25 protein-coding genes are annotated in these 23,398 nt (G+C 59.6%); 6 read left to right on the top strand and 19 right to left on the bottom strand.

From position 1 onward, the window contains the following. The 3 genes from BMI87_RS19095 to BMI87_RS22965 form a co-directional block, all read right to left on the bottom strand. Nucleotides 1-486, bottom strand: coding sequence for a disulfide bond formation protein B (locus BMI87_RS19095; protein ID WP_008327308.1), 486 nt, complete (start codon nt 484-486; stop codon nt 1-3). Between the two features lie 140 nt (nt 487-626). Next, complete coding sequence (locus BMI87_RS19090; RefSeq protein ID WP_078523127.1) at nt 627-1,889, bottom strand: multicopper oxidase family protein; 1,263 nt, start codon at nt 1,887-1,889, stop codon at nt 627-629. 125 nt (nt 1,890-2,014) lie between these two features. Continuing rightward, entirely contained in the window at nt 2,015-2,596 is a 582-nt protein-coding gene (locus BMI87_RS22965) for a L,D-transpeptidase (RefSeq protein WP_078523126.1), read from the bottom strand. Between the two features lie 179 nt (nt 2,597-2,775). Between BMI87_RS22965 and BMI87_RS19080 the strand changes: the two genes are divergently transcribed. Beyond that, nucleotides 2,776-3,612 carry a DUF305 domain-containing protein gene (locus BMI87_RS19080; RefSeq protein WP_012187184.1) on the top strand — a complete coding sequence of 279 codons (837 nt, stop codon included), beginning with the start codon at nt 2,776-2,778 and terminating at the stop codon, nt 3,610-3,612. A 12-nt stretch (nt 3,613-3,624) separates the two neighbouring features. Continuing rightward, nucleotides 3,625-4,389, top strand: a complete 765-nt coding sequence (locus tag BMI87_RS19075; RefSeq protein WP_012187037.1) for a MauE/DoxX family redox-associated membrane protein — start codon at nt 3,625-3,627, stop codon at nt 4,387-4,389. A 21-nt stretch (nt 4,390-4,410) separates the two neighbouring features. Here the strand turns inward: BMI87_RS19075 and cueR are convergent, their stop codons facing one another. Together cueR and BMI87_RS19065 are read right to left on the bottom strand one after the other, a co-directional pair. After that, a complete protein-coding gene (gene cueR, locus BMI87_RS19070) occupies nt 4,411-4,809 on the bottom strand; it encodes a Cu(I)-responsive transcriptional regulator (RefSeq protein ID WP_078523125.1) in 399 nt (132 codons plus the stop codon). Nucleotides 4,810-4,821: 12 nt separating this feature from the next. Beyond that, nucleotides 4,822-7,332 carry a heavy metal translocating P-type ATPase gene (locus tag BMI87_RS19065; RefSeq protein WP_040182674.1) on the bottom strand — a complete coding sequence of 837 codons (2,511 nt, stop codon included), beginning with the start codon at nt 7,330-7,332 and terminating at the stop codon, nt 4,822-4,824. A gap of 152 nt (nt 7,333-7,484) precedes the next feature. On the opposite strand from BMI87_RS19065, the gene BMI87_RS19060 reads away from it, so the two are divergent. Then, complete coding sequence (locus BMI87_RS19060; RefSeq protein WP_007803412.1) at nt 7,485-7,685, top strand: heavy-metal-associated domain-containing protein; 201 nt, start codon at nt 7,485-7,487, stop codon at nt 7,683-7,685. Nucleotides 7,686-7,727: 42 nt separating this feature from the next. On the opposite strand, the gene BMI87_RS19055 is transcribed toward BMI87_RS19060, so the two are convergent. The 7 genes from BMI87_RS19055 to BMI87_RS19025 all read right to left on the bottom strand — a co-directional run bounded on the left by BMI87_RS19055 (nt 7,728) and on the right by BMI87_RS19025 (nt 13,308). Next, a complete protein-coding gene (locus BMI87_RS19055; RefSeq protein ID WP_009807488.1) occupies nt 7,728-8,459 on the bottom strand; it encodes a DsbA family protein in 732 nt (243 codons plus the stop codon). Nucleotide 8,460: 1 nt separating this feature from the next. Beyond that, entirely contained in the window at nt 8,461-8,943 is a 483-nt protein-coding gene (locus BMI87_RS19050; RefSeq protein ID WP_046212136.1) for a cytochrome c, read from the bottom strand. Next, entirely contained in the window at nt 8,940-10,334 is a 1,395-nt protein-coding gene (locus BMI87_RS19045) for a multicopper oxidase family protein (RefSeq protein ID WP_007803406.1), read from the bottom strand. Before BMI87_RS19045 ends, BMI87_RS19050 begins: the two co-directional genes overlap by 4 nt. Before the next feature lie 43 nt (nt 10,335-10,377). After that, a complete protein-coding gene (locus tag BMI87_RS19040) occupies nt 10,378-11,295 on the bottom strand; it encodes a cytochrome c (RefSeq protein WP_007803405.1) in 918 nt (305 codons plus the stop codon). Between the two features lie 2 nt (nt 11,296-11,297). Next, on the bottom strand, nt 11,298-11,891 hold the full coding sequence (locus BMI87_RS19035; RefSeq protein WP_007803403.1) for a cytochrome c: 594 nt from the start codon (nt 11,889-11,891) through the stop codon (nt 11,298-11,300). A gap of 369 nt (nt 11,892-12,260) precedes the next feature. Continuing rightward, nucleotides 12,261-12,719 carry a cytochrome c gene (locus BMI87_RS19030; RefSeq protein WP_078523124.1) on the bottom strand — a complete coding sequence of 153 codons (459 nt, stop codon included), beginning with the start codon at nt 12,717-12,719 and terminating at the stop codon, nt 12,261-12,263. Between the two features lie 28 nt (nt 12,720-12,747). Further along, a complete protein-coding gene (locus BMI87_RS19025) occupies nt 12,748-13,308 on the bottom strand; it encodes a L,D-transpeptidase (protein ID WP_078523123.1) in 561 nt (186 codons plus the stop codon). A gap of 155 nt (nt 13,309-13,463) precedes the next feature. On the opposite strand from BMI87_RS19025, the gene BMI87_RS19020 reads away from it, so the two are divergent. Continuing rightward, nucleotides 13,464-13,766 (top strand): DUF2933 domain-containing protein, encoded by a 303-nt coding sequence (locus tag BMI87_RS19020; RefSeq protein WP_043754567.1) that lies wholly within the window; start codon nt 13,464-13,466, stop codon nt 13,764-13,766. Nucleotides 13,767-14,049: 283 nt separating this feature from the next. Further along, the gene (locus BMI87_RS19015) at nt 14,050-16,179 is read left to right on the top strand and encodes a protein-disulfide reductase DsbD (RefSeq protein ID WP_078523122.1); all 2,130 of its coding nucleotides are present in this window, start codon (nt 14,050-14,052) and stop codon (nt 16,177-16,179) included. 28 nt (nt 16,180-16,207) lie between these two features. Here the strand turns inward: BMI87_RS19015 and ccmI are convergent, their stop codons facing one another. The 7 genes from ccmI to BMI87_RS18980 all read right to left on the bottom strand — a co-directional run bounded on the left by ccmI (nt 16,208) and on the right by BMI87_RS18980 (nt 22,896). After that, the gene (gene ccmI, locus BMI87_RS19010) at nt 16,208-17,359 is read right to left on the bottom strand and encodes a c-type cytochrome biogenesis protein CcmI (RefSeq protein WP_050686135.1); all 1,152 of its coding nucleotides are present in this window, start codon (nt 17,357-17,359) and stop codon (nt 16,208-16,210) included. Next, nucleotides 17,356-17,829: a cytochrome c-type biogenesis protein gene (locus BMI87_RS19005; protein WP_078523121.1), complete on the bottom strand. Its 474-nt coding sequence runs from the start codon at nt 17,827-17,829 to the stop codon at nt 17,356-17,358. Before BMI87_RS19005 ends, ccmI begins: the two co-directional genes overlap by 4 nt. Then, a complete protein-coding gene (locus BMI87_RS19000) occupies nt 17,826-18,392 on the bottom strand; it encodes a DsbE family thiol:disulfide interchange protein (protein ID WP_007803389.1) in 567 nt (188 codons plus the stop codon). The genes BMI87_RS19005 and BMI87_RS19000 overlap by 4 nt, the downstream gene beginning before the upstream one ends. 8 nt (nt 18,393-18,400) lie before the next feature. Beyond that, nucleotides 18,401-20,401, bottom strand: coding sequence for a heme lyase CcmF/NrfE family subunit (locus BMI87_RS18995; protein WP_040884124.1), 2,001 nt, complete (start codon nt 20,399-20,401; stop codon nt 18,401-18,403). 65 nt (nt 20,402-20,466) lie between these two features. Continuing rightward, entirely contained in the window at nt 20,467-20,772 is a 306-nt protein-coding gene (locus BMI87_RS22835) for an SHOCT domain-containing protein (protein WP_222481198.1), read from the bottom strand. Next, nucleotides 20,708-22,174 carry an ATP-binding protein gene (locus BMI87_RS18985; RefSeq protein ID WP_009807480.1) on the bottom strand — a complete coding sequence of 489 codons (1,467 nt, stop codon included), beginning with the start codon at nt 22,172-22,174 and terminating at the stop codon, nt 20,708-20,710. Before BMI87_RS18985 ends, BMI87_RS22835 begins: the two co-directional genes overlap by 65 nt. Continuing rightward, a complete protein-coding gene (locus tag BMI87_RS18980) occupies nt 22,174-22,896 on the bottom strand; it encodes a response regulator (protein ID WP_078523120.1) in 723 nt (240 codons plus the stop codon). The genes BMI87_RS18985 and BMI87_RS18980 overlap by 1 nt, the downstream gene beginning before the upstream one ends. Before the next feature lie 188 nt (nt 22,897-23,084). Here BMI87_RS18980 and BMI87_RS18975 point away from each other — a divergent pair, with 188 nt between their 5' ends. After that, nucleotides 23,085-23,354, top strand: a complete 270-nt coding sequence (locus BMI87_RS18975; protein ID WP_244615036.1) for a hypothetical protein — start codon at nt 23,085-23,087, stop codon at nt 23,352-23,354. The last annotated feature ends 44 nt before the right edge of the window (nt 23,355-23,398 follow it).

Genomic DNA, 23,398 nt, shown 5'->3' with positions numbered 1-23,398 from the left:
TCAAGAAACGTCCGCGACCCCATGCCACCGAACCTTTTGATGTCTTGCGATCGCGACCAACCAGAGGCAAGCAAGGACACCGCTTAGGATCGCGTTCCAACTGGCCATGGACAACGTCAGAAATTCCCAGACAACCTCACTGCACAGAACAAGATTGGACGTATTTGAACTGGCAGAGGGCAGCAATTCCGATACCGACATTTGGGAAACATCGAGGCCGGATCCCGTGCAAGAAGTCGGTCCCTCCCACCAGCCGCGCTCGACACCGGTATGAAACACTCCCAACGCGGATGTGCTGAGTACCGACAGGGCACCGATTATCAGGATTGGCAAAATCGGCAGAGCAAAGAGCAACAGAGCGCCCATTCCAATGGCGATTGCGTGTGGGTAGCGTTGCCAGATGCACATTGCGCACGGCGCGTACCCAAGAGCCTGGAAAACGAAGGCCCCCAACAGCAAGGCGGCTGATCCTGCCGCCGCAGTCATGCCGAGAGATTTTGGTGTCAGGGTCAATGAACGCTCCCATTGGCAGTCGATGGACCTGTTTCTCGCTTGTCAGGTTACGTAGACGGCGAAAGGCCTGTTATCATTCAGAGATTTGTAACGGTATGTATCCGTCTCGACCCTCAGCCGACTCTGATCCACGTTGCCATACCGTCGGCTTGGTGGCTCAACATGTGGCAATGCAGCATCCACGATCCCGGATTGTCCAGGACGACGAGAATATCCCGCGTCTCGCCGGTATCCAGATAGGTCGAGTCCCGGTATGGACCGGCTTCACCCGCCGCATCGAGTTCCCAGAAATGGTGGCCATGCAGATGCATGACGTGTGGGAACCCGGTTTCGTTGCGGATCGAAATGCGCGCGGTCGTCCCCTGCGCGGCGGATAGGAAAGGCCTTCGAGGCAGGCCGGATACGTCATTGAGCGCCCATGTCCCTGTGCCGTTGTGGGACGCGCTTCCCGCACCTCCCTGGAGCACCAGCTCCGCGGTTTGGCCGGGGTCTTTCGGGGCGGGCATTCGGTTGGCGGGCAATGCGGTGATGGGCGCTTTCGCGGGCTCACGGGAACCGGAAACAGCGATTTCGCCAAGGCTCAACGTCTGTTCTCCAAAGCTGTCGTCGAATCTAATAGGCCCGGTCGCATCACCAATCACATCGCATCTTTGCCCCGGAGCGAGAAGGATCGGTTCGAGCGTCCGAGGATGCGCCAGAGGCATGCCATCCAGTGCAACGATCTTGCCTATCAAACCATCCAGGCCGACACGGTACACCCTGTCGATAGAGGGATTTATGAGACGCAGTCGCAGACGGTCGCCTCGTTTCACAGTCTTGCCGGTTCCATCGAAAACAAGTGCCGTGACCGTATTGCCGATACGGCCCTCGGTTGCGAAGTGGGCCGGGTTGAACGCTTCGTCGTACTGCCCGGACTGATCCAGCAAGACATCGAAGAACTGAACAACGATGTCATGGTCGACAGCCGGCGCATTTTGCTCCTCGACGATGAAGGCGCCGAAAAGACCGCGGCTGACCTGATCGTAAGACAGGTAATGCGAGTGATACCAATACGTGCCGGCATCCGGGACGCCGAATTGATAACGATACGAGTCGCCCGGAATGACCACATCCTGAGTGAGGACGTTGACACCATCCATCCGATTTGGAACCCGCAACCCATGCCAGTGAACGAGAGCGCCCTCCTCCAATCGGTTATCGAGGGTAATGCGGGCGGTTTGTCCTTGTCGCATTCTGACTTCTGGGCCCGGCAGACCACCGTTGAAGCCCAACATCGACACGTCGTACCCAGCAAGGTGCGCCTTGATCGATTGGGGCGCGAGGATCAACTCGTGTGTCGCTGCTGGCAAGCGGGTACCAGCCAGCGCAACGGTCATCCCGCCAAGGAAAGACCTCCGGCTCAAAGACAATTCCGTCACCTCATGAATGATAGACTGGCTTTCGCCAACTGCCGCACTTGTGCCATTTCCGGAAGAGGAACTTCAAGGCGACAGAACACTCCTCACGCCGTTGTCACTTTGGGATACAGGAAGACGCGGGCGCCGATTTCAACGCGTTCGTACAGATCCTTCACATGTTCATTCGTCAACCGCGCGCATCCATTCGACACGGCAGACCCAATTGTCTCCGGGGCGTTCGTTCCATGAATGCGAAGATAGGTATCGCGTCCCTCGGCATCGTAGAGATAGAGCGCGCGGGCCCCGAGCGGGTTGTTTGGCCCGCCTTTCAGTCCATCCTTGTACTTTGCGTATTTGCGTGGCTCGCGCCGGATCATGGCGTTCGTTGGCCGCCACCATGGCCATTTGGCCTTGCGCGCTACCGTGAACTCTCCGGGTTCGTACAAACCTTTGCGCCCTACCCCGACCCCGTAGCGGATCGCCATCCCGTCCTCGAGCATGAAATAAAGGAAAAAATCGTCGGGAACGACGTGGACATCGCCTTTAACCCAGTCACCACGACGGGTGTTTACCAATTGTGGTTCGAACCGTTCGGGCAATTTGACTTTGTGGGCCCAGGCAGTTGTGGGCAGAAAGCAACCCATCGCTCCGGCACAAATCAATTCTCGTCTCGGGAAATTCTGCATGGCGCGATCTCCTCGGACCCATGAAAATTCAGTGCGCGTCAGGGGCAAAGAAAAGAAGCCGTGAACCGGGGCAAACGACGCGCCTTTGTTGCCTTGAAACTACGAAAATTCGTGCTTTTGGAACTCTCCAGCGCTGGAATGTTGTTGTTTTACAGAGAACTGCAAGGAGGTGACTGGAAATGCACTACTCACGATTCTTTATGATGATCGGAACATCGACCGTGGTCATGTTCGTTCTGATGTACCTGAACACCTATCTTTGGGGCCATATCTTCTTTTCGGAGACACGCCTTTACATGGCCATCCTGATGGGGGCGACCATGGCCGTGATCATGTTGGCGTACATGTTGTCCATGTATCAGAACACCAAAGCCAACATCGCGATTTTCGTTGGCGCAATAGTCCTTTTCGCGGCGAGCCTCTGGCTGGTTCGCGGGCAATTCACGGTGCAGGACAGGTCCTACATGCGCGCCATGATCCCGCACCACTCGATCGCCATCATGACGTCGACTCGTGCCGAGATCACCGACCCGCGCGTCCGGGGGCTCGCAGACGACATTATCTATGCGCAGGACAAGGAAATCGCCGAAATGCGCTACCTTATTGCTGACATTGGAGCAAACGGCGAAGCATCGGCCACGCGAAGCGAAACGCCGGCGCAGGTTGTGGATGCGCAACAGGCGCTTCAAACGGAGGTCGTGTCGAAGGTCGATCCTGAGTTTCTGACGGAAGACGAAATCGCTGCGGTGTTCCCGAATGGCGGAAATTGCCGCTTTGCTTACACCTCGGACAGTCCGGCTGTACTGGTGACTGGTGAAACCGGCGAAGGGTCTGCCGCCGCAATGAAGATCAGCGGTGATCTGGTGCGCCTGAATGCGCAGGGCGAAAATGCATTTTCTGAAGGCCCGCTGTCGGCCGAGATCGCAGAGACGAACGGTGACCTGACCGATCTGATCGTCAGCGCGGGAACCGACTACGAAGCCGGGTTCCGTGGTCAACTTACGTGCAGCGGATAAGGAGGAAAGGACATGCCCCGCGACACAGACAGTAAATCCGCGCAGCTTTATCGCATGGTCATGCCGGGCCATGTCTGCCCCTACGGTCTGAAATCGAAAGACCTGCTGGAGCGGCAAGGCTTCGAGGTGGAAGACCATCCGCTTGACACCCGTGAAGACACCGATGCTTTCATGGAGAAGCACGGGGTCGAGACGACGCCGCAGACTTTCATCGGGGACGAACGGATCGGCGGTTACGATGATCTCAGGGTGTTTTTCGACATTGACCCACCCGAGGAAGAGCAAAGCGACACGACCTACCAGCCGGTCATCGCGATCTTTTCCGTTGCCGCGCTGTTGGCATTGGGCCTGTCTTGGCACCAGTACGGGTCGGTCCTTACCTTGCGGGGGTTCGAATGGTTCATTTCGCTGTCCATGACCATTCTCGCGATCCAGAAATTGCAGGATGTCGAAGGGTTTTCGACGATGTTCCTCAACTACGATCTGCTGGCGCGCAAATGGGTGCGATACGGCAAGGTCTACCCGTTCGGCGAAGCGTTGGCAGGTGTCCTGATGACTGCCGGCGCGCTGCTGTGGCTCTCGGCGCCTGTCGCCCTGTTTATCGGCACGGTCGGCGCTGTCAGCGTGTTCAAGGCTGTTTATATCGACAAGAGAGAGCTGAAATGCGCCTGCGTCGGCGGTGACAGTTCCGTCCCGCTGGGGTTCATTTCGCTGACGGAAAACCTGATGATGATCTTCATGGGTATCTGGATGCCGGTCCGCGCGATCTGGTTCTGAGGTACCGCCCCTTCTTGCCTGTCACTTGGCCAACCGCTCCGGCGACAGATCCTCGATGATGGGGCAGTCGGGCCGGTGATCCCCGGCACATTTTTCCACCAGTTCGGCGAGCGTCGCGCGCATGGATTGCAGTTTCGCGATCTTTTCCTCGATCTGGCGCAGATGGTCTTCCGCAACCGCCTTCACTTGCATGCTTTCGCGGTTTTCATCCTCGTAGAGCGACAGGAGCGTCCTGCAATCTTCGATGGTGAACCCCAAGGCCCGTGCGCGACCCAGAAACGCCAGCTTGTGAACGTGGCTCTCGGTGAACGCGCGGTAGCCGTTCTCGCTACGGTTCGGGCGGATCAGCCCGATGTCCTCGTAGTAGCGGATTGTTTTTGGGGGCACACCCGATTGTCGGGCAACGTCTCCGATGTTCATGTCGAACCTCCGTTATTCTGCTGGAGCAGGAGTGGCGGCTGCCAGCTCTGCCGGGATTGCGCGCTGCTCGTCCATCGCAGGCGCGATGCGCCGCAGCCGCAGGGCATTGGTCAGGACAAACACCGAGGACAACGCCATCGCACCCGCCGCAAGGATTGGTGACAGGAGCAACCCAAAGGCGGGATAAAGCACCCCGGCAGCGACCGGAATAAGTGCCACGTTGTAGGCAAAGGCCCAGAACAGGTTCTGCCGGATGTTGCGCATGGTCCGCCGCGATACTTCGAAGGCGTTCACCACGCCGCGCAAATCGCCCGACATCAGGACGACATCCGCAGATTCGATGGCCACATCGGTGCCGGTTCCAATGGCGATGCCCACATCGGCATGCGCCAGCGCCGGGGCGTCGTTGATCCCGTCGCCGACAAAGGCGATGCGCTTGTTCCCTTGGCGCAAACTGTCGAGCGCCGCAACCTTGCCGTCCGGCAGGACGCCGGCGATGACGTGGTCGATACCGGTTTCGCGGGCGATGGCTTCGGCGGTTTCGCGTTTGTCGCCGGTGATCATCGCAACCGCAAGACCCTTTTCGTGCAGCGCTGCGATGGCTGCGCGGCTTGCCGGTTTGACCGGATCGGCCACGCCGATCACGGCGGCGACACGCCCATCTATGGCAGCGTAAAGCGCCGTGCGACCCTTGCTTGCGATCTTCGTTTCCTCTGGAGCCAATGCCGAGACGTCAATGCCTTCGCGTGCCATGTAGCGGTCGGCCCCAACCAACACCTCCACGTCTTCGACCACGGCGCGCACGCCGTAACCTGTGACCGATTGAAAGCCTTCGGCCGCCACAAGAGGTGCGCCCTCGGCCCGCGCGGCCCGCACGATGGCGTCCGCGACAGGATGCTCGGAGAGCGACTCCACGGCAGCGATCTTCGAGAGCGTTGTTGGGCGATCGAACCCTTCCGCCAGCACAAGGTCAGTCAGTGCGGGTCGCCCCTCGGTCACCGTGCCTGTTTTGTCGAGGGCGACCACATCAACGGAATCAAGTTGCTGCAAGGCGTCACCTTTACGGAACAGGACACCCATTTCCGCAGCACGTCCCGTCCCGACCATGATCGAGGTCGGCGTCGCAAGCCCCATCGCGCAGGGGCACGCGATGATGAGCACCGACACACCGGCGACCAGCGCCATCGTCAGGGCCGGATCAGGCCCGAAAAACAGCCAGACCAGCACGGTCGCCGCCGCGATCGCCATCACGGCAGGCACGAACCACAAGGTGATCCGGTCGACCAATCCCTGGATCGGCAGTTTGGCGCCCTGGGCCTCTTCGACCATGCGAATAATCTGCGCCAGGGTCGTGTCGGCGCCGACCCGCGTGGCGAGGAACTGCAGGCTTCCGGCGCCGTTGACCGTCCCGCCGGTCACCGTATCTCCGGCACCTTTTTCAGCGGGGATCGGCTCGCCTGTCAGCATGCTTTCGTCGACGCGGCTGGTCCCCTCGATGACCTCGCCATCGACCGCGATGCGTTCACCAGGGCGCACGATGACGATGTCACCCTGAACCAGCGCATCGATCTCGATCTCGACGCTTTCTCCGTCCCGCATCACGCGTGCAGTCCGCGCCTGAAGCCCTAATAGCTTCTGGATGGCCGCGCCCGTTCTCCCCTTGGCGCGCGCTTCAAGAAACCGCCCCAGAAGGATCAGAACGACGATGACCGCTGCCGCCTCGAAATAGACGGTGCGCAGCGTGTCAGGCAGGACCGACGGTACGAATGTCGCAACCACGGAATAAAGGTAAGCCGCCCCGGTGCCGACCGCGACGAGGCTGTTCATGTCGGGGGCACCCCGGAACAAGGCCGGGAAACCCTTGGTGTAAAACGTCCGGCCCGGGCCGAAGAGAACGATTGTCGTCAGCACGAACTGAAGAAGCCAACTCGTCTGCTGGCCAATCGTGGTCTCGATCAGCATATGAACGGCCGGAATGACGTGGCCACCCATTTCGATCAGGAAGACCGGCAAGGCGAGGATGGCCGCAAAGGTGACCCGTTTGGCAAGCGCCTGAGCCTCTTCCTCCTTGCGCGCAACTCTGTCGTCACCGGCCTGGGCCGTTGCCACGGTTGCTGGATACCCTGCCGCGCCGCTTGATTCGATCAGATCGGATGTCGTGACAAGACCTTCGACGTAAACGACCGTCGCCGTCTCTGAGGCGAGGTTGACGTTCACCTCGACCACCCCGGGCACCGCGGCAAGCGCCTTATCGACCCGCCCGACGCAAGAGGCACAGGACATCGCTGCAATCGTGAGTTCGGCCCTGGCCTTCCGCGCGGGGTAGCCCAGCTCGCGAAGGGATTCGATGATGTCGGGAATGCGCTTGAGCGCGTCCACGCTCATGCGAGCAGTTTCCGAGGCAAGGTTCACCGACACATCCTCTACGCCGTCGATTGCATTCAATGCGCGATCGACCCTGCCAACGCAGGACGCGCATGACATGCCTTCGATCGGCAGGCTGATCTGTTTGGGTTCGGGCATATGTGTCACCTGTTTTTCCATTCGAAGTGGAATATGAGGCTTCCAGTTACTGGAGGGTCAATGGGAGGGCGCCAAATAAATTTCTTCACTTGACCTTCCAGCGGGGGGAAGCCCCATGTCACCGATAGAAATCAGATCAAGGAGTGGTTCCGATGAAGTTCAGCGTTCCGGACATGAGCTGTGGGCATTGCACCGCAGCAATCGAAAGCGCGGTGAAGAGCGCAGATCCGAATGCAGGCGTAGAATGTGACCTTTCTGCCCGACAGGTGCATGTCGACAGCGTGTTACCAGCCGATCAGGTCCAAGCGATCATTCGGGATGCGGGCTACAACGTGGAACCTGCGGCCGCTTGATGCAGTGCCTGGACCACCCAAGGGTGGTCCGGGCACAGAATTTCAGTCTTCGACTTTGCGGGCTTCCTCGACCAAGTCGGCAAGCTGCGCCTTTTCGACGAAGCCCGGGACCAGCGCATCCCCGATCACGAAAGACGGCGTGCCGTTAAAGCCCAGAGCTTGGGTCAGTTGCATGGAGGTCGCAATGTGCTCTTCGACCTCGGGGGCCTCCATGTCCTTGCGCAACTGCGCGATATCCAGGCCGATCTCCTCGGCCACGCGCAGCACGGAGGCCTCTTCCGCGCGGCCTTCCAGCCCCATCATTGCCCAGTGAAACTCTTCGTATTTGTCCTGCTTGCGCGCTGCCAAGGCCGCTTTCGCGGCAAACACCGATCCGTCTCCGAGAATGGGCCATTCACGATAGACGAGGCGAATGTTGGGATCGTCTTCGATCAAAGCCCGCACCTCGGGTTTGACCCGCCGACAATAGGGACAGTTGTAGTCGAAAAATTCCACAACAGTGACGTCCCCTTCCAGGTTGCCGAGAACCGGCGCATTCGGATCGTTCTCGATCAGATCGCGCTGGTCATTCAGAACTTGGGCCTGACTGAGCTCCTGCGCTTGCGCCTGCCTTTGTTCGAGGATCGCCACGGCCTCCATGACAATCTCCGGGTTCTCGCGGATTGCCTCGAGCACAAGTTCCTTGACCCGGGACTCTGACAGTTCGTCCGCGAGTGCCGGTATCGGAAGCAAGGCAGCTATCGCGACCGTCGTGAAGGCTTGTCTGAAACGCATTTTAGTTCTCTCCCCGTTGTTCGTCGGCTTCTGTCCGCGCGGCCTGGACTTCGCGGATGCGGTCTGGCCAGGTGGACCGGATGAAGGCCAGGATGTTGTGAATTTGCTGGTCGGTCAGCACGTCTGCGAAACCGGGCATGCCACTGTCGAATTCGACGCCCTGACGCGCCAGAAGCGCCGCACCCCCCAGTTTTGTGTAATCGAAGAGCAGGCTGTCAGGATGATGCCAGGTGTGACCCGTCTCATCATGTGGTGGTGCTGGCAGGCGCCCATCCGCGCCGGGCGTTCGCCATTCCGGCTGGCCTTCCAGACCCGCGCCATGACAAGACGTACAGTTTTCTGCGTAGAGCAACGCGCCTTCTTCGATGTCGTAGCTCTCCGCCCTGGACGCGCTGCCGACATCCGAGGATGCACTGGTCGAGAGCCAATACGTGAAGGCGGCTGCTGCGACAGTGATCGGAAGGGACCAAACGAGATATCTCATGTGACCCGTATCCAGGTTGTCATGCCAGATGCGGCGTGGCTGAGCATGTGGCAATGGAACAGCCACTTGCCGGGATTGTCTGCCGTAAAGGCGATCTCCCGGGACTCGTTGCCGGCCAACAGGATCGTGTCCCGCATCGGCCCGAACGCGCCGTCGGGGCGCAGCTCGCGGAAATGCATCCCGTGCAGGTGCATCGCATGTGGGAAAACGGTCTGGTTCTCGATCTTCAGGCGCACCGGCTCGTTCAGGGATAGATCGGCCAGTGGCGTGTAGGTCATTTCGGCGACATCATTCAGGGCCCAGAATTTGCCCGCTTGGGCAAGCTGACGGAATCCAAGACGTTCCCCGCCAAGCAATGCGGACTGCATTCGCCCCATTGCCCCGCCGGACATGACCAGTCGCAAATCACGCGCATCGGCAAGGTCCGGGGCGTGTGCCGCGGGGTTCGGCGGCAACGGCAGTGGCTTGCCTCTTGGTACTGAACTGGCTGTGCCGTTGACCAGAAAACTCACCAACGGGGTCAGTTGATCATCATCGCCGATGCGAAGCAATTGGGCGGTGCCGCCTTCGTCTTCGGTCACATCCACAATTAAGTCGACGCGCTGTGCCGGGCCGAGGATCAACTCGCCGTCAACCGACTGGGGTTGGCCGGTTGGCATTCCATCCACGGCCACCGTCCAGCCACTGAATCCAGAGAGCCTCAGCGGGAAAATTCGAGCGCTTGCTGCGTTGATGATCCGCAAGCGAATGCGCTCGTTGCGCTGCGCGGGCAAGGTCAGGTCATAGCGCCCGTTGGTCGTGATAAAGTTGCCGGTACGTCCACCGTGGCTCATCATCATGGGCTGTTCGAAATTGTCGAACAGCTGCCCGCTCTCAGGGTCGAGCAACCAGTCCTCCAGAACGATGACTTCCTCGCGGTCGATGTCCGGTCCATCGACCTCTTCGACGATCAAGGCACCGCGCAGACCACGCGCGACTTGCTCGTATGAACGATTATGCGCGTGATACCAATAGGTGCCCGCGTCCGGTACGACGAAGTCGTAGTCAAAGGTTCCACCCGGCGCTACGGCCTCTTGGGTCAGCCCTGAAACGCCATCCATCGCGTTGTCGATCCGGATTCCGTGCCAGTGAACCGAACTGGGATCGGGTACCTCGTTGCGAAACCTGCGACGCACCCGATCGCCTTGTGTGACCCTGATTTCCGGGGCCGGAACGAGGCCGTCATAGCCCCAGATCTCTGTTTCCGGGTAGGTGTCCGGAAGAAGCTGTCGACGTGCAACCTTGGCAATCAGGTCCTCGAACGGGGTCGCGGCAAAAGCCGACTGCGGGATGGCCGCCGCGCAGGCCGCCAGTGTTGCATGGCGCAAGAAATCCCGACGTGTTTGTCTCATTTCGATCCTCGAGAAAGCGGGGGCGTGTTGCCCCCGCGTGGTGTTAGTTCGACGCGGGGTTCTCCGCCTCGACCGTGTCCTTGTTCAGCAGGAAAAGCGCCATCGCTTCGCGATCGGCAGGTGTCAGAAACCGAGTTCCCTCGCGAACCACTTCCGCCATGCTGCCGCCGAAAGCATCGCCCGAAGGGGTGATGCCGGTCTGGAGCGCATAAGCGAGGTTTGAAACCGTCCAGTCATTTTTGACCAGGTCTTTTGGCCGTATCGCGGGGGCCTTGCTGCCACCGGGAAGCTGGGCGTTGCCTGCAAAGGAAGCACCGATATCGCGGCCTCCCGCAAGATTGCGCGGCGTATGGCAGGCTCCGCAATGTGCCGCACCGCGCACCAATTCCCGTCCTCGATTCCATGCGTCGCTTCGCCCTTCAATCGGTTCGGTATCCGGATCGTAGAAGAACGCCGCTCGCCAGAGCTTCAGCCCCCATCGTTGGTCGAATGGGAAGCTGACATCATTTTCTGGTGCAGGCTCGTCCACGGGCGGCACGGTTTGAAACGCCGCCCAGAGGTCAGCGATATCCTGATCAGAAAAATCCGCATAGAAGGTGTACGGGAAAGACGGATAGTACGGCGTTCCATCGGGGCCGATGCCTTGCCGCACGGCTTTTGCGAACTGTTCTGCCGTCCATTCGCCCATGCCATGTTCCGGGTCTGTCGTCAGGTTGGGCGGGTAGAACGTTCCGAACGGGGTTTCGAGCGGCGCCCCTCCGGCAAGTGGTGCGCCGCCCGCTTCAAAATTGGTATGACAGGCAATGCACCCACTGGCGCGCGCCAGATATGCGCCCCGGTCGACATTGCCCTCTATTGCAATCGGAGTCACTGCACTGCCGACAGGCCATGCAATCACGACGCCGAGGCTGGCCGCGCCCAGCACGGCGGCCCCGCTGACGAGTGTCAAGAACCGGCGCATGGTCAGTCTTCTTCCGCCCGGAAGCGTTCATGGCATGCGGAACAGACCTGGGTCGTCATCGCGAATGCTGCGTCGGCGGGCATTTCGGCAATGGCGGCCGCATCCATCATGTCGCCTCGGCCCATCATCGTGCTCCCGCCCATCATGGTTGTATCGCCTCCCATCATTGACCCGCCGCCCATCATCGAGGCGCCATCCATGGAGGTATTGCCGCTCATGCCGCCCAATCCATTGTCGGCTGCGCGTTCCAGGCCCTCAGAGTATTCTTCCAGCTGACTTGCCAATGCCGCGAAGCGCTCCCAGTCGGTCCACACCTCGTCCTTGGCTTCCGAGGGCATGCCCCCTGTGCCCTCTGGGAACAGCTTTGTCATGCTCTCACCGGCGTGCTGCTGGAACAGGCGCGCGGCATCGCGCACTGTTTCTGCGTCATAGGCCGTTTCGCCCCGCATCATCGGGGCCACGGTCTTGACCGCCTTCCCCATTGCAAGCATGGCATCCATGCGCTCTTTCACGATGCCGGTGGCACCGCTATGCGCGAATGCCGTGACCGCAGTACCTGCAATCAACACTGCCGCTACGATAGTCGTCTTTTTCATGTCTTCGATCCTTCTTTGGGTCTGCTTTTCGAGCGATGTGAAATCAGACCCACCGTCGCGGCGGTGGAGGATCGCTGGTGGGGCGCAACTCGGTTCGTTGGGTCGCGCCGTCTTGCATGACGGCTTTCAGAAAAGAAGGCTCGTACGCCATGTTCGGCTGAAGCAATAACGCTGCCGGGACAGAACAATCGAGGCCTGGATGGCAGTGGCCAGAGGCCTCGGTCCATGGCCCTGCGTCTTCGTGACCATGGTATTCCTGCCCCAACGACGTTTCACCATGATATACCGGCGCCTCTGGCACCCCGAGAACTACAAGGAAAAGGCCGAAAACGGCCGACAGAATCCATCGGTTCGTCTTCGACCAACGCATCAGTTGATCCCGTTGGCCCGCTGCAATTCGCGGACATAGGCGGCCACCATCTTGACGTCTCCTTGGGTCAATCCCTCGATCTTAGGCATATTACCGAAATTCCAGTGATGTGCACGGACGCCGTTTTGAGCTGCCAGAACAAAAGCCATGTCCGAATGGTGGCTCGGTTCGTAGATCTTGTGCACGAGAGGCGGCGCAACACCGTTGCGACCGGCGGCATTTTCGCCGTGACACTCGGAACACTTTGCCTCGAATATGCTCTTTCCAAGCGCCGCCTGTTGCGAGAGTTGGGAAGGCAGCTGGACCTGAACGATCGGGCCGCCTTCAGCGATCTCACTTGTGTCGGGTGGCGTCATGGAGTGGCCAACCGCTGTATCTTCCGCTCCAACGAACTGCCAAACGGCAAAACCCCCGCCGATAACAAAAACGGCACCAATCAGCGCAGTCAATTTGTCCATGCCTGTATCTTCCGCCTTGCCCGTTCGGTCAGATGAGTTTGACTTGAGTGCCGACAGGTGCCCGCTCGTAGACTTCCTCGATCTGTGCGTTGAACAGGCCGATGCAGCCGTTTGACGACCGGCGGCCGATCTTGCGCGTATCCTGTGTCCCGTGAATACGGTAGTACTGCCACGACAGGTACAGTGCACGAGTACCCAATGGGTTGTCCGGATCACCCCCCTCGACACGAGCCGGCCATTCCGGATTGCGTTCCCGCATGGAGGGCGTTGGCGCCCAGCTGGGGTTTTTGCGTTTTTCCACCACTTCGGTGTAACCGCGTTTGGTGAGTTCGTCGGTCAGCGGAACGGACGTTGGGTAGATCCGCATTTCGCCATCTGATGTCCAATGCTGGAGCGCCTTCGTCACGGTATCGGAGATGATGATCCCCTTTCCGAGTGCGTCGAAGTGATCTTGCCAGTCATGAACTCGGAAAGAAGAAATGTTGCGGCGAATGGTTTCGGCTCGAACCACGCTTGGTGCAACCAAAGCGACAGCCGCATACCCCAACAGGCTTCGTCGATTGATCTTGTTGTTTCGCGATGTCGTCATGACACACTCCTAGCCTACGGTTTGTACATGTCTTTTACGGGAGACCCGGCATCAGGCAACCTGACAAGGCCGCGAGAAGTGTATCCATTTGTATCCTTGACCTTACCCTGCTGGAGGGTCGCAAATGACGCCGGGAACGAGACAAAGAGGGTGTCATGGACCACCACAGCCACAGAAAAAAGCCGATCACGGACAGGCTCATGCATTATGGTATGATGGCGTGTTGCGTCGTCATGCTGCTGCCCGTTGCGGGGTTTTTTCTTGCCGGCGGCACATTGGCGGGCATGTGGGGCAATGCAGCGGCTTTCGCCCCGCTCCTGCTGTGCGTTGGGGCGCATCTCGTGATGCACAAGTTCATGGGAAAATCGTGCCATTCCGACAAGGCAAAGGATACTATCGAGGAAACGACCGAGCCCATAACCTCCGCGATTCCAGTCGTGGTCCGCGACAGGCCGTGATGTGCGCGGGAAGGTACGCGTAGGCGCGTTGCTGTTGTCGGGTTTCATGCTTGGGGGATGTGCAGGAAGTCTTGAAGACTGCTCGGATCGCGGCGCTATCGTGTCCACGAAGCAAGCGTCAGACCTTCTGCCGGATGGGTGTCGAACCCTTTCATCTTCTGCGACTGGCGTTGCGCGAATTGTCTGTGCGGACGGTCGTCAGGGTTTTGCCACAGGTGGACTTTGACGCAATTTCCGCCGTCCTGGCGAAATCTGCGGAAAATATGGGAAGGAAGTAGGTATCTTGATCGATTGCCTTTTGATCCTGCGACGGGTTTTGCTTATTCCCTTCGTGCTCCTGGCCGTTGTCTCTGGAAGTGTCGCGGCAGCAACCTCTGCTGAATACCAGAGCGCGCCACTCACCGCGCATCTCATTAGTGTACAGGACGGCGTTCCCGAGAACACACAGACTCTGTCAGCCGGGCTTCACCTTCAACTGAACGAAAACTGGAAGACCTATTGGCGGTCGGCGGGCGAGGTGGGAATACCGCCTTCGGTCGAATGGAGCGGTTCCGAAAACGTCGCAGATGTCGAATTCATGTGGCCCGCCCCGACGCGCTTCACCGCCTTCGGCATCGAAAATTTTGGTTATGCGGGTGAAGTCGTCTTTCCGCTGCGCATAACGCTCGAAGATCCCGGCGCACCTGTGACTCTTTCCGCGCAGGTCAAACTGCTGGTGTGCTCCAATGTCTGTGTCCCGGAAGAGTTTGACCTGTCACTTCGCCTCGGACGGGGCAACGTCATCGACAGCACTTCGGCTGGGCTGATCGGTACGTTTTCCGAGCGCGTCCCCGAAGGGGCCAAGACGAGCGGCGTCAGCGAGGCAAATGCCTTCATCGACGAAGACCTCACGGAGTTGATCGTCAGCCTTCGCGTCGATGAACCACTCCAGTCGCCGGATGTGTTTCCCGAACTGGGTATGGGTGTTGCGCTTGGCAAACCCGATATCCGTTTGGGAGAAGAGGATCGTTTGCTTTGGGCGCGCTTGCCGATCCTCTCGTCGAATACGGATGTGACAGTGGCTCCGTCGATTACCGTCACCGACGGCGAGAACCGGGCCTTCACGATCATCGCGGATCGCGTGGCGCAAGGAATAGCACCACCCTTTGAGCTGGCCGCCACGACACCGGACATGATGGAACTGATCTGGATTGCCGCGATCGCGCTGCTGGGCGGATTGATCCTGAATGTGATGCCCTGCGTGCTGCCGGTGCTGTCCATCAAGGTGTCGTCTGTGCTCAAACACACCGATCACGACACAACCCGTGTCCGGTTCGGTTTCGTCGCTGCCAGCGCCGGCATCATGACGTTCATGTGGGGTCTGGCGCTCGTCCTCTGGGCGCTCCAGACGGCAGGCCTCAGCGTCGGGTGGGGTCTGCAGTTTCAAAGCCCGCTGTTTCTTGCGGTGATGATCGCTGTTCTGCTCGTCTTTTCGGCAAATCTGTTCGGAGCGTTCGAGTTCGCCCTTCCACACGGCATTCAAACGCGGCTTGCAGGGGCCGGTGGACGCAACGGGTATTCCGCCGACTTTTTCACTGGCATGTTCGGTGCCGTCATGGCGACGCCTTGTTCGGCACCGTTCCTCGGCACCGCTGTGGCCTTTGCTTTGGCCGGGCGTGGCTTGGACATCCTCATAGTCTTTTCGAGCCTCGGGTTCGGCCTCGCCCTGCCCTATCTCGTCATCGCCGCGTTCCCGCGTCTGGTCGCATTCATGCCTAAGCCTGGTCGATGGATGCTGGTCATCAAAAGCGTCATGGGGGTCTTGTTGCTTGCAACCGCCGTGTGGCTGTTCTGGGTGCTCGACGGTGTCGCCGGGTTTGTGTCTGTCATCGCGGTCGCGGCGTTGTCCGGTCTCGCCGTTCTGATACTATCTCTCCCGAATGTGCAGTCCCAGTTCAGGTGGTCTATTGCCATAGCCAGCCTTGTCCTGGCCATTGCCGCAGGTCCTCTCTTGCAGCAATCAGCACCTGCGCGTTCGACGCCGCAGTTGGCAATGGCTTGGATCGCATTTGATCGTTCGGACATAGCGAAACGCGTGTCCGCAGGAGAGGTCGTTTTTGTCGATGTGACCGCTGACTGGTGCCTGACTTGCAAAGCGAACAAGACACTTGTCATCGACCGGGAGCCAGTCCGGAGCGCGCTTGAAGCGCCTGGAGTCACGGCGATGCAGGCAGATTGGACACGCCCGGACACGCGCATTTCCCGCTACCTTGAGAGTTTCGGCAGATACGGCATCCCCTTCAATGCCGTCTACGGACCATCGGCACCGAACGGCATTGTGCTGTCCGAATTGCTAACAACCGAAGCCGTGATGGACGCCTTGGCGCAAGCCAGCGGTCGGGATGTTTCCGCAAAGGTTGCCGGACAGGAGTGACCTGCCCGGGCGGGACACCGACCAGCAGTCAGCCGCCGAGCCGCTCAAGCGCGGCACGGACCGCCGCACGCCGAGGATCACTGGCGGGCTGCTGCTCCAACAGCGCTTCAGCCTTGCGGTAGGCCTCAACGGCGCGATCGGGCTCCTCAAGGACCGTATAGGCGTTTGCCAGCCGCATCCAACCATCCAGATCGTCCGGTTCATCCTCAAGACGCTCGGCCAGCCGCGAGACCATCGATCGGATGAACTCCGCGCGGTCCGCGTCATTCATCTCCGACGCCGCCGCGACATCTGCCGCACTCGGGCCGGGTGGGGATGTCGGCCCGCTGGGTAGATTGACGACCGGGAGGTCAGCTGCCGCTGCAATCCGGTTGATCTGCAAAACGTATGTTTCCATCCAGGGCACGAACGTCTTTTCCTGGTTCAGCCGGGAAACGAGCAGATCGTAGGCCTTACGCGTCTCTTCTTTTTGAAGATGGTAGAGAGACTCGAAATAGGTTGCCGCAGGATTGGATGGGTCAAGTTCCAAAGCGCGATCAATGGCCAATTTCGCCCGTGGAATAACAACGCCATCATTGGCAACCGCGACAGCCTCCGCCAGCATGGAGAATGTCGCGGAGGTGGCATCCTCCCGTTTGGCGACAACTTCGAATGCTTCGACAGCATCAACTGTTCTGCCCATGCGCTGATAGGTCTGGCCCAACAGCATCCACCCTTCGCTGGGGCCGCCGGTCGGATCGGATATAAGCCTTTCGCGAAGTTGTATTGCCAGCGCCGTCACTTCATCAGTCTGTGCGCGCTCCTCTGCACGGGCAGCGAAGGCCATTGAAGGCACCTCCGGCGATCCCATTGTCAGGTAGTAGCCCGCGGCAATAACCGGCGCGAGGACCGCCGCGACAACAAGAGTGCCTCTGCCACCACTACGGGACGATCCGGCTTTTGCTTCCAAATTGCGGGTCGTCGCGAGGATCCGTTTCTTGATCTCGAGTCTGGCTGCTTGAGCTTCTTGTTCAGAAATCAAACCGCGGTCCATGTCTCGTTCGATTTCCTGCATCTGATCGGCGAGGATGGCCGGTACCGCATCTCCTCTGGTGAGAGTGTTCGATTTGGACAGCAGCAGCGGGTAGAGGACTATTCCGATCGCGACCAGCGTCAGAAGACCGAAAATACCCCAGATCATGACGCATCCCCCGCTTCGTTTTGTCTGAGAATCTCGGACACGGTGTTCTCATCCTCCGCGCCCAAATCTTCAAAAGCCTCTTGCTTTCGCCGACTCATCAGTACCCCGCCACCAACGAAAACCCCGATCAGAACGAAAGCGATCGGCGCAAACCAAAGCGCGTAGGTCGCAGGCTCCAGAGGCGGTTTGAGCAGCACGTAATCCCCGTACCGCGCCCGAATGTATTCGATCACCTCCGCGTCGCTGTCTCCGGTGACCAGTCGCTCGCGTACGAGCAGACGCAAGTCCCGCGCCACACCCGCGTTCGAACTGTCGATGTCCTGGTTTTGACAGACGACGCATCGCAGATCCTTGGAAATCTCCCGCGCACGCTGTTCCAATACCGGGTCGGCCAGCATTTCGTCTGGTTCGACCGCATTGGCGGCAAAGGGAAAGAGCCCGATGCAAAACGCGAAAATCAACTGTCTCATGATGCTGCTCCCTTTGGCAGTGCGCCTGCCTGCTTCAGGGCTTGCGTGAACCGTTCGACGGCGTCCGGACCCACGACCGGCCCGACATAGCGAAACAGAACAGTACCATCGCCATCGACGATGAAGGTTTCCGGCACGCCTGAAAGGCCCCATTCGATCCCTGTCCGGCCTGAAAGGTCGGACCCGATCCGTTCGTAGGGATTGCCGAGGTCATTGAGCCACTTCACGGCATCTTCTGGTTTGTCTTTGTAGTTGATGCCGAACAACCGCATGCCCTCGCGTTCGACAAAGCGTGTCAACACGGCATGTTCCGCGCGGCAGGGCACGCACCAGGACGCAAAGACATTGACCACGACCGGTCGTTCGTTGCCTACAAGATCGCTTCGGGCCAGGCCGGGTGTCTCCAACCCCGGCACGGGATCGAGGTCGAACGCCGGGGCCGGTTGCGAGATCAGGACGGAAGGGATCTCGTTGGGATCCCGGTCGGGATTGAGCCCCCAGAGAAAAAAACCCCCGAATATGACCGCCGCAATAAACGGCAGCCCGGCAATGAGACGTTTCATCTTCTCTCCTACTCGGCAGGAACAGCATCGCTGGCTGGCTGTTTGGCGCGGCGCGGCGCCCCGACCCTCAAACGGCGATCCGACAAGGACAAACAGCCACCGATCACCAGCAGGATCGAGCCGATCCAGATCAGGTTGACGAGCGGTTCATAGAGGATCCGAAGGGTCCATGCTCCGGCGTTGTTCACTTGATCGGAGGCTGGCGTTGCAATCGACGTATAGAGATCACCCGCCAATGTAGAGCGGATGGCCGACTCCGTCGTCTGGCTTTCCGCGACCGGGTAATACCGGCGTTCTGGGAAAAGCGTCGTGACCAGCTCGCCATCCCGACGGACCACAAGGGTGCCGCGATCCGCGATGTAGTTCGGCCCTTGAACCTGTGTGGCCCCTTCGAAGGTGATGTCGAACCCCGCGATCGTGACTTCGGTCCCGGGGGCGGCAAAGACGATCTCCTCACTCTTCCATCCGGTCGAGCCGATCATCCCCATCATCAACACAGCGACGCCGGCATGGGCGAGTGTCATACCGTGAGAGGCGCGTGGCAGGTTGCGCGCGCGTCTCGCGCTCTCTGCAAGGGGAACCTCGAACAGGCGGATGCGTAGCGCCCATTCCCGTAGGGTTGCAAAAAGCAGCCACGCTGCGCCAAGGATGGCAAGATAGGCCATGATCGGCCCACCGTTCAGAAGATACCATGCGGCCAAAGCTGCGATGAACGCCAGAACGACCACGAACCGAATGCGATCGAGCAACCCGGCGATATCAGCCCGCTTCCACGACAGGAATGGACCAAGACCCATGAACACGACCAGCGCCAGCATCATCGGAATGAAAGCCGCATTGAAGAAAGGTGGACCCACCGAGATCTTGTCCCCCGTGATAGCCTCGAGGATCAGCGGATAAAGCGTCCCGAACAGAACGGTTCCCGTAGCGGCGGCCAGAATGAGGTTGTTCACGAGCAGCCCGGCTTCGCGGCTGATCGGGCGAAACAGACCACCCGGCTCCATTTCGGGCGCCCGCCAGGCGTAGAGCGCCAGCGACCCACCGATGGACACGGCCAGCAGACCCAGAATGTAAAGCCCGCGCTCTGGATCGACGGCGAAGGCATGCACGGATGTAAGCAGGCCTGACCGGACGATGAACGTCCCGAGCAGCGAAAGCGAGAAAGTCAGGATGGCAAGTAGGATGGTCCAGCTTTTGAACGCGTCGCGCTTTTCGGTGACGATGGCGGAATGCAGCAGCGCCGTGCCCAGAAGCCAGGGCATGAAGCTCACGTTCTCGACCGGGTCCCAGAACCACCAGCCGCCCCAGCCCAGTTCATAATAGGCCCACCACGATCCAAGAGCGATACCTGCCGTAAGGCTGACCCACGCGGCCAATGTCCACGGGCGGACCCATCTGGCCCAGGCCGGATCGACGCGCCCTTCCAGAAGAGCCGCAACGGCAAAGGAAAACACGATGGAGAAGCCGACATACCCGAAATACAAGAGCGGCGGGTGCATGGCGAGACCCATGTCCTGAAGCAACGGGTTGAGGTCATTGCCGTCGAGCGGCGGCGGAAACACCCGCTCGAAGGGGTTCGACGTCAGCAGCAGGAAGGACAGGAAGCCGACGCTGATCCACGCCTGCACCGACAAGGTGCGCGCCTTGGTCTCGGCGGGGATGTTCGATCCGAACCAGGCGACGCCCGCGCCGAACACCGCGAGTATCAGGATCCAGAGCAGCAGCGAACCCTCATGGCTGCCCCAGGTCCCGGCCACCTTGTAGAGCATTGGCTTGAGCGAATGGGAGTTCTCGACGACGTTCCTGACGGTAAAATCGCTGACGATGAAAGCCTGCATCAGCGCTGCGAAGGCGATGGCCACAAACAGCACTTGTCCTATTGCCGTCGCCTGGGCGGATTTCATCCAGACGGCATTTCTACGCGACGCACCTGCAATCGGTAGAACACTCTGAACAAGCGCAAGCGCCAGTGCGAGGGCCAGTGCGAAGTGACCAATTTCCGGGACCATGGCGTTCTTTCCTATTCAGCGTCGGTGGGCGTCGCGTCGGACGGCTTTGGCGTCCGCGGCGGGGTCTATTCGTCGAGCGTTGCTTTGCGGCGACGGAACTCTTCTTCGTCGATTTCCCCATTTGCAAAGCGGCGCCTGAGCGCTTCCTGCGCGTCCGAGTCCGGGGGACGGGTGCCATTGTCCCGCAGCCTGAACACCAGAAACACCACCAATGCGATCAGCGCACCCCAGAAGGCGAGCATCATGAAGCCGCCCATAAAGCCATAGCCACTGCCCCACATGTGCCCCGTCCAGGAGCCTGGTCCATCAGCCTGCGCCATGCTGGCGGGCAAGCTGGCCAGCAACGGCAGGATCAACGCGTTCAGTTTCATCTGTTTCTCCTTCGATCAGTTCGGTTTCATCCAACGGGATGGTGACAACAGCGCGCAAACCCGCGCTGTTCTGATTGACCAGCTGGATATCGCCGCCATGGGATTGGACGATTGTCCTCGCGATTGAGAGCCCAAGCCCATAACCGCCCGTTTCCAGAGACCTCGATTGCTCGAGGCGATAGAACGGATCGAAGACCTTTTCCAACTGGTCGACGGGAATGCCGGGCCCATTGTCATCGATGTTGAGTACGAGGTTCGAACCGTGGGTCGCCCAGCTGACTTTTGCGGCACCACCGTAGCGAACGGCGTTCTCAAGCAAGTTCCTCAGTGCCCTTCGGAACGCGTTGGGTCGAAGCCGCACGGCAACATCATCACTCGGGGCAAAGGTGCAGTGTGCCGCCATATCGCTGCACAAGCTGTCCAGAAAATTGCGCAGATCGACCACTTCGGCACCTTCGGATCCGGTAAGGCCGCGTGCAAAGGTGAGCGTCGCTTCGACCATACTCTGCATCTCTTCGACCGATGCGATGAGGCTGTCCCGCGTCTCTTCTTCGTCAACCAGCTCCGCGCGGACACGCATGGCAGTCAACGGCGAGCGTAAATCGTGGCCAAGGGCTGCGAGCATACGTGTACGATCACTGACAAACCGGGTCAGCCGTCGTTGCATGCGGTTGAATGCGACGGTCAGATCTCTGACCTCGGTCGGCCCTGTGACCGCCAATTCGCCCACATCTTCGCCCCGGCCAAGATGGTCCGCGGCCTTCGACAGGTGCCGCAAAGGACGCGTCAGGCGCGTCATTACAAACCAGAAGATCGCCACCAGAAGCAGTCCGGCGGAAATCCCGAAGGTCAGCATCGAATAGAAAGGCCATTGGATCGGCGGTCGCTCGAACCGCGTTCCGACATTCAGCCAACGCGCTCCCTTGATGGCGATGGACAGGTTCATTTCAACCGCTGTCAACTCTCCGCGCATCATCGCGAGATGCATTTCTGTCATCTCGTCCGAGAGATTGGGAAGAGGCCGCAACTCGCCCTCGACCTCGTGCAATTCAACGCGAATATCCCGGCTGTAGCTGTCATCCATCAGGGCGCGTATGCGCGCTTCCACGATGCCGCCGTCCGAATGACCGGTGTGATCCACGATCGGAGCGTCCGACAGATCGAACCGGATCAGAGGCGAATTTGCCGCGCGAAGGATCGAGTCCTGCAGATCCAGCGGGGCCTCTTCGATCAACCGCGCGACATTCGCTGCGCGACCCGCGGCCTCGAATCCTAAAGCTGCACGAATCGCAAGGCTGCGCTCGTCGGCGAACAGGAACAGGCTGATCACCTGGGCCACGACAAGTGCCGCGACCACAAGCAGGATCAATTGGCCGCTCAGAGATCTCATCGCACGGCGCATCACGGCGCATCCTCGACATCGGCAGCCAGACAGTATCCGCCGTTCCGCACCGTTTTGATGACACTGGGCCTAAGTACATCCGGCTCGATTTTGCGGCGGAGACGGCTGATCTGATTGTCGATGGTGCGATCCATCGGGCCTGCCGTCCGACCAGCGGTCAGGTCAAGCAACTGGTCACGGCTGAGCACCATCCTCGCGCGTTCCAGCAGGACCGTCAGCAATTTGAACTCGGAGGTCGTCAATGGGGTCTCGGTGGTGGACTCGTCAATCAGCACCTGCCGGTCGGTATCCAGTATCCAGTGCGCAAAAGAGACTTTCCTCCCAGCGAGGCTTCCGGCCACAGGTTCGTCGCGGTTGCTTCTCCGAAGAACCGACTTGATGCGGGCGAGCAGTTCTCGTGGATTGAACGGCTTGGCGAGATAATCGTCCGCACCGATTTCCAGACCCACGATCCGATCCGTTTCCTCACCAAGCGCCGTCAGCATGATGATCGGAAGATCACCCTCTGGCGCAAGTCTGCGGCAAACCGACAAACCGTCCTCGCCCGGCATCATGACATCGAGCACGAGGAGGTCGAAGTGACCAGTGGCCAGCTTGGCATCCATCTCCACGGCATCCCTGGCGACGGTCGTGCGCATTCCGTTCTTCTCCAGGAAGCGCGCGACGCTTTCGCGTATCTGAGCGTGGTCGTCCACGATAAGGATATGAGGTGGCGGTCCCATGGCGTCCTTCCTAGATCATCGTTGCATTCTGTTTCATGGGCAGAATTGTAGCCGTTTGTATCAGGTCAGTCCCTTGCTACAGATGGATACAAATCTGTGCCTGCACCGTGTCGTGCTCCCGGGTAGCGTCGCGCGTATGTTATGTGACCTTTGGGATCGCAACCGATCAAAGGATGAGGTTTTCGAATATGGCTCTTGATTTGAACCGGCGCCGTTTCGTTCTGGGTGCTCATATGACGGTGCTGACCGTCGCGGCGTCACCGCTGTTGGCGCAGAGCCGATCTGTCTGGTCGGCAGAGAATGCCTTTGACGCGCTTCTATCGGATACGGCGCGGATCATCGATGTCAGAACGCACAAAGAGTGGCAAGAAACCGGCGTAGGTGCTGGTGTATGGCCGATAAGCATGCACGCGTCCGGTTTTCCGTGTCTGACGTCAGCGCCTATGGGACAGATTTGAGGTTTTCGTAACGGAGGATTTCTGGTTCATCGCAGCTATCAAGA

The sequence above is a fragment of the Thioclava sp. F28-4 genome, assembly GCF_002020045.1.
Classification (GTDB): domain Bacteria; phylum Pseudomonadota; class Alphaproteobacteria; order Rhodobacterales; family Rhodobacteraceae; genus Thioclava; species Thioclava sediminum.
Note: the sequence above shows the minus strand (reverse complement) of the source record. Positions and strands in the feature narration are given on the sequence as shown.

Coding starts and splice junctions, on each gene's coding strand:
- BMI87_RS19095 (WP_008327308.1), bottom strand. CDS start 486: ATGACTGCGGCGGCAGGATCAGCCGCCTTGCTGTTGGGGGCCTTCGTT.
- BMI87_RS19090 (WP_078523127.1), bottom strand. CDS start 1,889: ATGACCGTTGCGCTGGCTGGTACCCGCTTGCCAGCAGCGACACACGAG.
- BMI87_RS22965 (WP_078523126.1), bottom strand. CDS start 2,596: ATGCAGAATTTCCCGAGACGAGAATTGATTTGTGCCGGAGCGATGGGT.
- BMI87_RS19080 (WP_012187184.1), top strand. CDS start 2,776: ATGCACTACTCACGATTCTTTATGATGATCGGAACATCGACCGTGGTC.
- BMI87_RS19075 (WP_012187037.1), top strand. CDS start 3,625: ATGCCCCGCGACACAGACAGTAAATCCGCGCAGCTTTATCGCATGGTC.
- cueR (WP_078523125.1), bottom strand. CDS start 4,809: ATGAACATCGGAGACGTTGCCCGACAATCGGGTGTGCCCCCAAAAACA.
- BMI87_RS19065 (WP_040182674.1), bottom strand. CDS start 7,332: ATGCCCGAACCCAAACAGATCAGCCTGCCGATCGAAGGCATGTCATGC.
- BMI87_RS19060 (WP_007803412.1), top strand. CDS start 7,485: ATGAAGTTCAGCGTTCCGGACATGAGCTGTGGGCATTGCACCGCAGCA.
- BMI87_RS19055 (WP_009807488.1), bottom strand. CDS start 8,459: ATGCGTTTCAGACAAGCCTTCACGACGGTCGCGATAGCTGCCTTGCTT.
- BMI87_RS19050 (WP_046212136.1), bottom strand. CDS start 8,943: ATGAGATATCTCGTTTGGTCCCTTCCGATCACTGTCGCAGCAGCCGCC.
- BMI87_RS19045 (WP_007803406.1), bottom strand. CDS start 10,334: ATGAGACAAACACGTCGGGATTTCTTGCGCCATGCAACACTGGCGGCC.
- BMI87_RS19040 (WP_007803405.1), bottom strand. CDS start 11,295: ATGCGCCGGTTCTTGACACTCGTCAGCGGGGCCGCCGTGCTGGGCGCG.
- BMI87_RS19035 (WP_007803403.1), bottom strand. CDS start 11,891: ATGAAAAAGACGACTATCGTAGCGGCAGTGTTGATTGCAGGTACTGCG.
- BMI87_RS19030 (WP_078523124.1), bottom strand. CDS start 12,719: ATGGACAAATTGACTGCGCTGATTGGTGCCGTTTTTGTTATCGGCGGG.
- BMI87_RS19025 (WP_078523123.1), bottom strand. CDS start 13,308: ATGACGACATCGCGAAACAACAAGATCAATCGACGAAGCCTGTTGGGG.
- BMI87_RS19020 (WP_043754567.1), top strand. CDS start 13,464: ATGGACCACCACAGCCACAGAAAAAAGCCGATCACGGACAGGCTCATG.
- ccmI (WP_050686135.1), bottom strand. CDS start 17,359: ATGATCTGGGGTATTTTCGGTCTTCTGACGCTGGTCGCGATCGGAATA.
- BMI87_RS19005 (WP_078523121.1), bottom strand. CDS start 17,829: ATGAGACAGTTGATTTTCGCGTTTTGCATCGGGCTCTTTCCCTTTGCC.
- BMI87_RS19000 (WP_007803389.1), bottom strand. CDS start 18,392: ATGAAACGTCTCATTGCCGGGCTGCCGTTTATTGCGGCGGTCATATTC.
- BMI87_RS18995 (WP_040884124.1), bottom strand. CDS start 20,401: ATGGTCCCGGAAATTGGTCACTTCGCACTGGCCCTCGCACTGGCGCTT.
- BMI87_RS22835 (WP_222481198.1), bottom strand. CDS start 20,772: ATGAAACTGAACGCGTTGATCCTGCCGTTGCTGGCCAGCTTGCCCGCC.
- BMI87_RS18985 (WP_009807480.1), bottom strand. CDS start 22,174: ATGCGCCGTGCGATGAGATCTCTGAGCGGCCAATTGATCCTGCTTGTG.
- BMI87_RS18980 (WP_078523120.1), bottom strand. CDS start 22,896: ATGGGACCGCCACCTCATATCCTTATCGTGGACGACCACGCTCAGATA.
- BMI87_RS18975 (WP_244615036.1), top strand. CDS start 23,085: ATGGCTCTTGATTTGAACCGGCGCCGTTTCGTTCTGGGTGCTCATATG.